The sequence below is a fragment of the Mycobacterium sp. NGS67 genome, assembly GCF_059812185.1.
Genome location: NZ_JCALCF010000004.1, coordinates 255,994 through 266,802 on the forward strand (window position 1 = coordinate 255,994; position 10,809 = coordinate 266,802).

10 protein-coding genes and 1 pseudogene are annotated in these 10,809 nt (G+C 67.4%); 4 read left to right on the forward strand and 7 right to left on the reverse strand.

Features of this window, described 5'->3' with window-relative positions:
- Positions 1-2: 2 nt before the first annotated feature.
- The 4 genes from AC5Y4D_RS05565 to AC5Y4D_RS05580 are packed head-to-tail and all read right to left on the reverse strand — an operon-like array spanning position 3 to position 3,662.
- Positions 3-1,262 carry a DUF58 domain-containing protein gene (locus AC5Y4D_RS05565; RefSeq protein ID WP_500036606.1) on the reverse strand — a complete coding sequence of 420 codons (1,260 nt, stop codon included), beginning with the start codon at positions 1,260-1,262 and terminating at the stop codon, positions 3-5.
- Positions 1,259-2,227 carry an AAA family ATPase gene (locus AC5Y4D_RS05570; RefSeq protein WP_499946967.1) on the reverse strand — a complete coding sequence of 323 codons (969 nt, stop codon included), beginning with the start codon at positions 2,225-2,227 and terminating at the stop codon, positions 1,259-1,261. Before AC5Y4D_RS05570 ends, AC5Y4D_RS05565 begins: the two co-directional genes overlap by 4 nt.
- Positions 2,224-2,709: a hypothetical protein gene (locus tag AC5Y4D_RS05575; RefSeq protein WP_499946966.1), complete on the reverse strand. Its 486-nt coding sequence runs from the start codon at positions 2,707-2,709 to the stop codon at positions 2,224-2,226. The genes AC5Y4D_RS05570 and AC5Y4D_RS05575 overlap by 4 nt, the downstream gene beginning before the upstream one ends.
- Positions 2,706-3,662 (reverse strand): DUF4129 domain-containing protein, encoded by a 957-nt coding sequence (locus AC5Y4D_RS05580; protein WP_499946964.1) that lies wholly within the window; start codon positions 3,660-3,662, stop codon positions 2,706-2,708. The genes AC5Y4D_RS05575 and AC5Y4D_RS05580 overlap by 4 nt, the downstream gene beginning before the upstream one ends.
- Before the next feature lie 144 nt (positions 3,663-3,806).
- Between AC5Y4D_RS05580 and AC5Y4D_RS05585 the strand changes: the two are divergent.
- Positions 3,807-4,595: pseudogene (locus AC5Y4D_RS05585) on the forward strand (DUF222 domain-containing protein); the annotation flags it as partial.
- 59 nt (positions 4,596-4,654) lie between these two features.
- Here the strand turns inward: AC5Y4D_RS05585 and AC5Y4D_RS05590 are convergent.
- On the reverse strand, positions 4,655-5,479 hold the full coding sequence (locus AC5Y4D_RS05590) for an SDR family NAD(P)-dependent oxidoreductase (protein WP_499946963.1): 825 nt from the start codon (positions 5,477-5,479) through the stop codon (positions 4,655-4,657).
- Positions 5,476-6,072, reverse strand: coding sequence for a TetR/AcrR family transcriptional regulator (locus AC5Y4D_RS05595; RefSeq protein WP_499946962.1), 597 nt, complete (start codon positions 6,070-6,072; stop codon positions 5,476-5,478). The genes AC5Y4D_RS05590 and AC5Y4D_RS05595 overlap by 4 nt, the downstream gene beginning before the upstream one ends.
- Positions 6,073-6,117: 45 nt before the next feature.
- On the opposite strand from AC5Y4D_RS05595, the gene AC5Y4D_RS05600 reads away from it, so the two are divergent.
- From AC5Y4D_RS05600 to AC5Y4D_RS05610, 3 genes are read left to right on the forward strand one after another with little or no spacing between them, the layout of a single operon-like run.
- Entirely contained in the window at positions 6,118-7,236 is a 1,119-nt protein-coding gene (locus tag AC5Y4D_RS05600) for a phosphotransferase family protein (protein WP_499946961.1), read from the forward strand.
- Positions 7,236-8,351, forward strand: coding sequence for an Rv3169 family protein (locus AC5Y4D_RS05605; protein WP_499946960.1), 1,116 nt, complete (start codon positions 7,236-7,238; stop codon positions 8,349-8,351). The genes AC5Y4D_RS05600 and AC5Y4D_RS05605 overlap by 1 nt, the downstream gene beginning before the upstream one ends.
- A gap of 20 nt (positions 8,352-8,371) precedes the next feature.
- Complete coding sequence (locus tag AC5Y4D_RS05610) at positions 8,372-9,715, forward strand: flavin monoamine oxidase family protein (RefSeq protein ID WP_499946959.1); 1,344 nt, start codon at positions 8,372-8,374, stop codon at positions 9,713-9,715.
- Here the strand turns inward: AC5Y4D_RS05610 and AC5Y4D_RS05615 are convergent.
- On the reverse strand, positions 9,710-10,666 hold the full coding sequence (locus tag AC5Y4D_RS05615; RefSeq protein ID WP_499946958.1) for an alpha/beta fold hydrolase: 957 nt from the start codon (positions 10,664-10,666) through the stop codon (positions 9,710-9,712). The two genes, AC5Y4D_RS05610 and AC5Y4D_RS05615, sit on opposite strands and share 6 nt — an antisense overlap.
- Positions 10,667-10,809: the final 143 nt, after the last annotated feature.

A 10,809-nucleotide genomic window follows, 5' to 3' on the forward strand; every position in this document is an offset into this window, starting at 1 on the left:
CTTCAGTGCCTGCCCTGCAGTTGACGCCGGATCCGGCGGCGGCGGTCGGGCAGCCCGCCCAACGACTGTTCCAGCGAGCGATCCCCGGGCCAGGACAGCACATCCACACCCACGGTGGCCATGTCGCGGTACATCGCCGAACGTTGCAACGTCCACATCTTGACCACCAGCGGGTCGAGTTCACCTTCGAACGGTGAGCCGTCGAGGACGTCCACGGCCACCACCACATGACCGCGCCGGCGCAGATCGATGAGCGCCAAAGCGAATTCGGTGTCGAGCAAGGTGGAGAACGCAAACACGATCGCACCCGCCGGGACGGCGGCGCGGGGCGCCAATGTGCCCGTGGCGTTGTCGAACTGCTCACCGGCACCGAGCACGGTATCCAGCACCCGGTAGAACTGCCGTTGCCCGATGTCGGCGCCCAGCCAGCGCGGGCGATTGCCGCCCAGCGCAACGATCCCGGCCCGGTCTCCGTTACGCAGCGCCGTCTGCACCACTTGGGCGGCGCCGCGCACCACGCGCTCGGTGGCCTCGGTCGCGGGTCCCGCCGGCTGGCGATACGTGTCGATGAGCACTACCACGTCAGCCGCGCGGTCGGTCAGCCGTTGCGTGACATGCAGTCGGCCCCGGCGTGCGCTGACCGCCCAATTCACCGCGCGCAGTTGGTCTCCGGGGACGTAAGGGCGGATGTCGGCGTATTCGACGCCCGGACCGACATGCCGGGTGAGATGGGCACCCAACCGATCGAGCAGCTCGGTCTGCGGAATCGACGTCGATTGCGGTGGTGTCAGCGGGAATACGATGACGGCGGAGACGTCAGCGGTCCCGGTCCCCCGCACCAGACCACCGCGCGCCACCATGTCCACGCGAACCGTGATCGGATAGCGCCCCCACCGATGGGCGACCGCGGTCACCGATTTTCCCTGGCTGCCATCCACCACATCGAGTTGCATGCCAGGTAGCGCCGATACCGTCAGGTCGATGACCGCGTCCTCGGAATCCGTTGTGCTCCAGACCGTTATCTTTGCGTCTTCGTCCTCGAAGCACCGTTGGGTATCCGGGTCCGCGTGTACCTGCACGTTCGGGGCCGGCCGCTGCCAACCCAGCGAGCACAGCACCCCGAGCAGCGGTGCGACGAAAGCGATCAACTGCCAGCGCCCGCTGATCACGGCGGCCGCCAGCGCCACTCCGGCGCCGGTGGCGATCGCAAGGGTCAATTGCGAAGCACGCCAGCGCAACTCGACTTCCCGAGTCTGGATCACACCGATCCACCGTTGGCCCGCGGAACCGGCAACCGCCGCAGTAGTTCGCCTACCACGTCAGCGCCCTGGATCTTGCGCACCCACATCTCCGGACGCAGCGTGATGCGGTGTGCGACAGCGGCGGTGGCGAGAGCCTTGACGTCTTCGGGGATCACGTAGTCGCGACCGAGCAGCAGCGCACGGGCGCGGGCGAGTTGAACCAGGTCCAGTTCGGCACGCGGGCTGGCCCCGACGGAAACCTGCGGGTGGTGCCGGGTCGCGGTGGCCAGCGAGACGACGTAGCGCAGAACGTCCTCGTGCACCGTGACCTGCTCGACCGATTCGCGCATCGCCAGCAGATCGTGTGCGTCGACCACTTGGTTCACCGTCGGCTGCGCCGAACCGCGATCCAGCCGTCGGCGCAGCATCGCCGCCTCGTCCTGCTCGGAGAGGTAACGCAGTTCCAGCCGGATCGAGAACCGGTCCAGTTGCGCTTCCGGCAACGGATAGGTGCCTTCGTACTCGATCGGATTGTCGGTGGCCAGGACGATGAACGGCGTGGGCAGCCGGTGGGTTTGGCCGTCGATGCTGACCTGTCCCTCGGCCATCGCCTCGAGCAGGGCGGCCTGCGTCTTGGGCGGGGTGCGGTTGATCTCGTCGGCGAGCAGCAGGTTGGTGAAGATCGGTCCGCGGCGGAAATCGAAACGGCCGGACTGCATGTCGTAGATGGTCGAGCCGAGCAGGTCGGCCGGCAGCAGATCCGGGGTGAACTGCACGCGGGTGAACTCCAGCCCCAGCGCCGAGGCGAACGAACGCGCGATCAACGTCTTGCCCAGCCCGGGTAGGTCTTCGATCAGGACGTGACCGCCGGCCAGGACTGCGGTCAAGATGAGCGTCAACGCCGGCCGCTTGCCTACCACGACGCGTTCGATCTCGTCGAGTACCGCCTCGCAATTGGCGGTGGTTGTCGCCGCGGGCATCGTCATACTTGCTCCAACCTTCGCAGGATCTCTTCGAGCGCCTCGCGACCGGGTCCCGATTGTCGGTGGCTGTCGGCATTCCCGACGTTGTTGGGATCGACCCATTCCCAAAGCTGCGGGCCGAACAGCATCTCGCCGGTTGCGCTATACGCCGTGGGATCCTTGGCGTGTCGTTGGCCGGTGGCCATTTGGTAGCGACGGGCGAGCATCGGGCGCAGGTGGCGGTCCCAGTCTGCGCGGGTGGACTCCGACCAGCGGATCGTCGTCTCGGTGTTGGACAACCAGCGGCGCAGCCCGTCCCCGGGATCGTCGGAGTCCGGTTCGGCGACAGGCTCGTTCGGGTGCCCGAGGACCCTGCGGATGTTGAGCAGGACCAAGGCCGCGCCAATTCCCGTCGCGGCGAGCACGAAACCACGATCGCGCACGATCAGGGCGAGTGCCTCGATTCCCAGGATGAGTAAAACGCCGGTTACCACAAGCCTTTTCATGCCCGCAGACCCGATCGAGGTGTTATCTCGTCGAGCACCAACTCCAGTAGCCGGACCGCGGTCTCACGGTGCCCTTCGTCCATCACGTGCGGACTGAACCGCGCTTCCTCGAACAGGTTCACCAGTTGCATCGCGTTGTCGGCACGCAGCGCATGGTGTTCGACGGCACGAGCCAGCACTTCGGTCGGAGTGTCGAACGCCTGGGGGACTGCGCCGGGCACGTTGGCCAATTCGCGTTCCATTGCCGCGTAGCAGGCGATGATCGCTTCGCGTGGTTCGCGGCTGAGATCTGCCATCTCGGCCAGTCCGACTTCTGCTGCGCGCAACAATGTTTCGGAGGCATTCTCCGGCGGCCGGGGTTCGGCGGCGTCGCCGTCGCGGACGGTGTCAACCGGTGCGACTCCTCGCCGTCGGGAAGCGACCGCACTGCCGACGAACAACATCAGCAGCACCGGCACGGTCGCAAGCAGGATGCCGAGCATGTCGCCGCTGTTCTTGTGCTGTGGATGTTGCTTGACCGGCGGGTTGGTGCCCGGACTGCCCGTCGTCGGGACATTCTTCGGTTGCGTCACTTCCAGTCCCACATCGGGCGGGGTGAAGAGGCGGGAAAGCACGATCGCGAGCACTAACCAGGCCACGATCACCGCGAGTGCGATCAGCACTATTCGCCAACTGGGCCGGGCGGTGTCCTTGCCCAGCATTTCCGACAGGTCGACGGTGCTGGGTGCGGCGGTGCGCGGGTCGCGCAGGCGGGCGATGATCGAGAACGCCAGCAGGCCGACCGTGGCTGCGATTGCCGCCGCGAGGAACATCAGCGCCGCGGGACTTCCGCCGGCTTCCCTCAGGCGCGTTCCGTGCTGGGCGGGCAGGTATCCGCGCAGTGCCGCGGCGACCACGATCAGCAGGGCGATCACCGTGAGGACGCGTCCCGTGGGCTTGTCGACTCGCCCCATAGCCCGAAGGCTAACCGCGACGAGACGCCGGGGTCCAGAGCGGTCGCCGACCAGAGTTCCTGGTGGGGTGCCGGCCGCAGACATCGGTGGTATAGTCGAACATATGTTCGAAGCACCGGTTTAAGTGATGGCGACCAGCAGGTCTTGGAGGCCGAGCTGATCGCGCGGATCACTGCGCTTGAACTCGGCAAGAGCGCTGCGGCCGCCGAACAGGCCCGCCTCACCGCCGCGCTGGCGACGTGTCGCCGCAGCGCCGAGGCCGCCGCCGGTGTACCTGCCCGCAAACAGGGCCGCGGGCTGGCCAGCGAGATCGCGCTGGCTCGCCACGACTCACCGGCCCGGGGCAGCCGGCATCTGGGTTTTGCCAACGCGTTGGTGCACGAAATGCCCCATACCCTGGCCGCCCTGGAGGCTGGGGCGCTCTCGGAGTGGCGGGCCACTCTGATCGTGCGCGAATCAGCCTGCCTGGACGTCGAGGAGCGGCGCACCCTGGACCGCGAAATGTGCTCCGATCAGGCCGGTTTGGACGGTCTGGGTGATCGGAAGATAGTGGCGGCGGCCAAAGCCATCGCCTATCGGCTCGACCCGCGTGCGGTGGTCGACCGCGCCGCAAACGCCGAGGCCGACCGCACCGTGACGATCCGGCCCGCACCCGACACCATGGTCTGCGTCAGCGCTCTCTTGCCGGTCGCCAAGGGCGTCGGGGTCTATGCCGCACTGCGCCGCGCCGCCGACACCACCTTCGACGGCCGGTCCCGAGGTCAGGTCATGGCCGACACTCTCATGGAGCGCGTCACCGGAAGTCCTGCCGAGGTACCGGCCCCGGTCGCCGTCAACCTGGTGATGTCCGCCGAGACATTGCTCGGCGACGGCGCCGCGGCGGCGCACCTGGACGGCTATGGGCCGATCCCGGCCGCGGTGGCTCGCAGCCTGCAGCGAAATCGAAGCCGCCATCACCGTCACACTGATCGACCGACATGCCGCCTAACACGTCAGACCTTGAACGGGGTGAAGCTGCCGTCGAGCACCTGGTGGTGACCGATGGTGCGTCCGGTGATCACGCGCGGGTCGACATGCGTCAATTGCACTGCGGCCTGGGCGAATTCGTCAGCCGAGCTGACGTCGTCGAAGTCGCGCGCGTAGTAGGACAGGCCGGGGGTCATGATCGGTTTGGACGGCGCCAGCGCGTTGACCGCGATGTTGTAGTCGGCGAGGTCGAAAGCCGCACACTGGGTCAGGTGTTCGAGCGCAGCCTTGGACCCGCCGTATCCAGGGAGCACTCCGACGCCGCGGTCGGAATAGGGGCCATCGCCGGGCAGCCGCGACGCGATCGAGGTGATGTTGACGATCGAGCCGCCGCCGGCGTTGATCATGTCCGGGCTGACCAATTGCATCAGTTCGTACGCCGCAAAGATCGAGATCTCGAAGTGCCGGCGATAGGCCGCCAACGGGACACTGACGAAGCCCGGCCAGTCGGGCTTGGTGTTGGGTGCTTTGGCGCGACGCTGCGCACCCGGTCGCCCCGGTGCGGTGAAGGCCGCGTTGTTGACCAGCGTGGTGATGGGCCCCAAGGCTTCCCGCGCCTCGGAGACCAGGCGGGCGACATCGTCGCGGTCGGTCAGGTCGGCGCGCACGGCCACCGCACGGCCGCCGGACGACTCGATCTCGGCGACCGTCTCGCCGATCGTTCCGGGCAGGCGCTCGTCCCAGACCTCCTCGGTGCGACCGACGACGGCCACCGCAGCGCCGTCGGCCGCCAGGGCCACGGCTATCGCCCGGCCCAGCCCGCGGCTGGCGCCCGTGACGATCGCCGTCACCTGTTGACTCCGTGCACGACGATGGCGGTCGTCTGGTCCACCCAGGCGTCGTCGAGTTCGGGGTACAACAACATTCGCAGCATCGTGGCTCCCCCTATCAACTCGATGAGACGGCCCGGTTCGACGTCCGGGTGCGCCTCTCCACGCTCAACCGCCTCACGCAGCCGGACCCGGACCGCGTCGAACAGGCCGGCGAAACGTGCCATCACGCGGGCGTTCAACGACGGGTCGGCGGTCATGTCCGCAAGAAGTCCCGGCAATGCGGCGCGCACGACAGGAGTCGTGAAAATGTCGCGCGTCGCCTCGATCATCATCCGGATGTCGGCGGCGAAGTCGCCGGCCGGGGTTTCCAACGCTGTCGGCGCGACCGGGAAGGCGGCCTCGTGAACCAACTCGGCTTTACTCGACCACCGCCGATAGAGTGCCGACTTGGTGGTCCCGGCCCGCTCGGCGACCGCGGCCAGGCTCAGGTTCGAATATCCGATCTGCACAAGCAGTTCCGACGTCGCCGCCAAGATGGCCGAGTCGATGCGCGGATCCCGCGGCCGGCCGGCGCCGGAGGCCTTGTCAAGGGATGGCACGTCTGCTTTCATAACGCTACCTACCGTATCGTAATTATCTCGCGAAGGAAGCATTCCGTGGCCAATGAACCGGCGGTCGAAGATGTCGGCCGCATGCAACGCTCGAGCCGCGACACCACGACCGTTCCGCAGCTGCTGTCGCAGTGGCTGTCGACGAAATTGCCCACGGCACCGGAGATAACCGTAGAAAGCGGCGTCGACTCCACCGGAATGTCATCGGAGACGATCATCCTGACCGCCCGCTGGGACGGGCAGGAACAGAAGCTAGTGGCCCGGGTCGCCCCCACCAACGAAGACGTTCCGGTGTTTCCGACCTATCGCCTCGATCACCAATTCGAGGTCATTCGCCAAGTCGGCGAGCTGACCGACGTGCCGGTCCCGCAGGTGCGCTGGATCGAGAACACCGGCGAGGTGCTCGGTGCGCCGTTCTTTCTGATGGATTACGTCGAGGGCGTGGTCCCGCCCGATGTGATGCCGTATACGTTCGGCGGGAACTGGTTCGCCGACGCGCCGGTCGAGCAACAACGGAAGCTGCAGGACGCGTCGGTAGGGATTCTGGCGACCCTGCACTCGATCCCCGACGCGGAGAAGACATTTGGTTTCCTCGCCGAGGGACTGACCGGTGACACCGCGCTGCGCAGGCATTTCAACTGGGTCAAGTCCTGGTACGACTTCGCCGTCCCCGACATCGGGCGTTCGCCGTTGGTGGAGCGCAGTCTCCAATGGCTGCAAGCCAATTGGCCCGCCGGAGCCGACCAGCGCGAGCCCGTCCTGCTGTGGGGGGACGCCCGGGTGGGCAACGTGCTGTACCGCGACTTCGCCCCGGTGGCGGTGCTGGACTGGGAAATGGTGACGTTGGGTCCACGTGAACTCGACGTGGCGTGGATGATATTCGCGCACAAGGTGTTCGAGGAACTTGCCGGGTTGGCGACGCTGCCGGGACTGCCGCAGGTGATGCGCGAGGAAGACGTGCGCGACACCTATCGAGGGCTCACCGGCGTGCAACTCGACGACCTGCAGTGGTTCTACGTGTATTGCGGCATCATGTGGGCCTGCGTCTTCATGCGCACCGGAGCGCGGCGCATTCACTTCGGCGAAACCGAGAAACCCGACGAGGTGGAGTCGCTGTTCTATCACGCCGGTTTGATGAAACGCCTTATCGGAGAGGAGCAATAATGCTCGGCCCACTCGACGAATACCCGGTACACCAGGTCCCGCAGCCGATCGCGTGGCCGGGCTCCTCGGACCGCAACTTCTACGACCGTTCCTACTTCAACGCCCACGACCGCACCGGCGATATCTTCGTGATCACCGGCATCGGCTACTACCCCAACCTCGGGGTCAAGGACGCCTTCCTGCTCGTCCGCCGCGGCGACACTCAAACCGCGGTGCACGTTTCGGACGCCATCGATCAGGACCGGCTGCACCAGCACGTCAACGGCTACCGGGTCGAGGTCATCGAGCCGCTACGCAAGATTCGGATCGTGCTCGACGAAACAGAAGGCGTCGCAGCCGATCTCACCTGGGAAGGCCTGTTCGACGTCGTGCAGGAGCAGCCACACATCCTGCGGACCGGTAACCGGGTGACGCTGCATGCCCAACGGTTCGCGCAGCTGGGCAGCTGGAGCGGGCACCTGGCGATCGACGGCGAAACCATCGATGTCGACCCGGCGACCTGGATCGGCAGCCGCGACCGGTCCTGGGGTATCCGCCCGATCGGGGAGGCCGAGCCGGCCGGCCGGCCGGCCGACCCGCCGTTCGAGGGCATGTGGTGGCTCTATGTCCCGATGGCGTTCGAGGACTTCGCGATCGTGCTGATCATCCAGGAGGAGCCGAACGGGTTCCGCTCGCTCAACGACTGCACCCGGGTCTGGCGCGACGGACGGGTCGAGCAGCTGGGCTGGCCGCGGGTCAAGATCCACTACCGTTCCGGCACCCGCATCCCGACCGGGGCGACCATCGACGCCACCGCCTGCGACGGCACCCCCGTCCATTTCGACGTCGAGTCCAAACTGCCGGTGCCGATTCACGTCGGCGGCGGGTACGGCGGCGACTCGGACTGGCTGCACGGCACCTGGAAGGGCGAGAAGTTCGTCGAGCGCCTGACCTACGACATGACCGACGCGGCCATCATCGGGCGGTCCGGATTCGGCGTCATCGACCACGTGGGGCGCGCGGTATGCCGGGAGGGCGACGCGGACCCGGTGGAAGGTTGGGGTCTGTACGAGCACGGGGCACTGGGCCGCCACGACCCGTCGGGATTCGCCGACTGGTTGACGGTCGCTCCCTGACGTGCGGTTCACTGACAGACGTGACGAACCCGGCGTGGAATGTCGACGTTGTCGTGGTGGGCGCCGGCTTCGCCGGGTTGACCGCAGGCCGCGAGCTGACCCGGCAGGGGCACGACGTGCTGGTGTTGGAGGGCCGAGACCGCGTCGGGGGCCGCTCGTTCACCGGCACGGTCGCGGGACTGCCGATCGACCGGGGCGGTTCGTTCGTCGGCCCCACCCAGGATGCCGTGCTGGCGTTGATCGACGAACTCGGGCTGCCGACGGTGCCGACCTATCACGACGGCAACAACGTGATCCACTGGCGCGGCGCGGCGCGCGCATACAGCGGAACCATTCCCCGGCTCTCGCTGATCGGCCTGCTCGATATCGCCCGCCTGCAATGGCAGTTCGAGCGGATCTCCCGCACGGTTCCCGTCACGTCGCCGTGGACGGCAAGACAGGCCGGGCAGTTGGACAGTGTGTCCCTCGGTCAGTGGCTACGCGCGGTACGTGCCACCGAATCCTCGCAGGATCTGATGGCGATCATGACCCGGGTCACCTGGGGCTGTGAACCCGACGACGTATCCATGCTGCACGCGGCCCGGTACGTACGCGCGGCCGGCGGCCTGAACCGACTGCTGGACACCGAAAACGGCGCACAGCAGGACCTCATCCCCGGCGGCACGCAGCAGATCGCCGACCGGGCGGCCGCCGAACTCGGCGATCGAGTGGTGCTGGACGCACCGGTGCGGCGCATCGAACGGCACGGCTCGGGTGTGACCGTCACCAGCGACCAGGGTCAGGCCGAGGCAGGGTTCGTCATCGTCGCGATCCCACCCGCCCATCGCGCCGCGATCGAATTCACTCCCCCGCTGCCCCCCGAATACACCGAGCTCGCCGAGCATTGGCCGCAGGGCCGACTCAGCAAGGCGTATGCGGCCTACGAGACGCCGTTCTGGCGGGCCAGGGGATTTTCCGGTTCGGCGCTGCTCGACAAGGGCCCGGTGTTCATCACCTTCGATGTCAGCCCGCAAGACGGGCCCGGCATCCTGTTGGGCTTCGTCGACCCGCGCGCGTTCGACTCGCTCACCTTCGAGCAGCGTCGCGGTGATGCGCTGCGGTGCTTCGCCTCGCTGTACGGCGACGAAGCTCTGACACCCATCGACTACACCGATTTCCGTTGGGGGACCGAGGAATTCGCACCGGGCGGCCCTACCGCGGCGGTGCCGCCGGGATCCTGGACGAAGTACGGTCGAGTGCTGCGCAAGCCCGTCGGCCCGATCCACTGGGCGGGCACCGAGACGGCCGACGAATGGACCGGCTATTTCGACGGAGCCGTGCGGTCCGGGCGGCGTGCGGCCGCCGAGGTGGCCGCGCTGCTATGAGCTGATCAGACGGATCCGGTCGTGCCGGGCCCGCACCGACTCGGCGAGCCCGCGCAGCTGCTGATTCACCGCTTCGGGCTGTTCCAGCATCGAGCAGTGCCCGCCGGGCAGCTCGACGAGACCCACTACGTTGGGGGCGGCGCCGGCGATCTTGCGCGACTGGCTGATCGGTGTCAGCCGGTCGCGCTTGCTGCCGATGACCAGCGTCGGCACCGTGAGCCCGTCCAGGCTCAGGTGGCGCGAACCCATCTCGTCGATGAGCATCCGCGCGCAGCCGCCGCGCCCGGCGGGCAACGTCTGGGCGAACAACTCGTAGACCAACTCGACGACGCCGGGGTCCGCCTCGGCCCCGGTCGCCATCAGCGCGACCATGTATTGGCTGGGTATCCGGACCGCGCTGGGCAGCGGCAACCCGCCGATGGCGTTGATCAGCGTTCTACCGGCGATCACGCGGACCGGGGACAGTCCCCGCGGTACCGACAGCAGCTTGATCTGGCGCAGCAGGTCACCGCTGGCCGTGTTGATCAGCGCGACGGCGTCGGCGCGTCGAGCGACCTTGTGGCGGTAACGCTGCGACCAGGCTTGGATGGTCATCCCGCCCATCGAGTGCCCGGCGATCAACGCGCGCTCGTGCGGGGCCAGCGTCGCCTCCAACACGCAATCCAGGTCCGACGCAAGGTGTTTGAGGCTGTAACCGCCGCGGCGCGGCAGGCCGCTGCGACCGTGTCCACGGTGGTCGAAGGCGATCACCCGGTATTCGCCTGCCAGATCGGCGATCTGGAAAGCCCAGGCGCGAATGGCGCAGACGAAGCCGTGCGTCAGGACGATCGGGTAGCCGTCCGGCGGACCGAATACTTGGGCGTGCAAGGGGGTTCCGTCGGCGGCGCGGACCGTCATGGCGCGGCCCGGTGGCATCAGTTCGGCCAGCGCACTGGACTTTCGAGCACTCATCGCCGCTCCCCCCTTGGCCGCGGCTCCGTTGCCGCCCTCCGGTTCAGCGAGTTTACCTGACCGTAATGTGCGGTCTGTCACATTCGCAGAACACGATCGGGTAACGGCCACGCAGGCGTGTGAGACCCTCTCGTGTCCCAGCT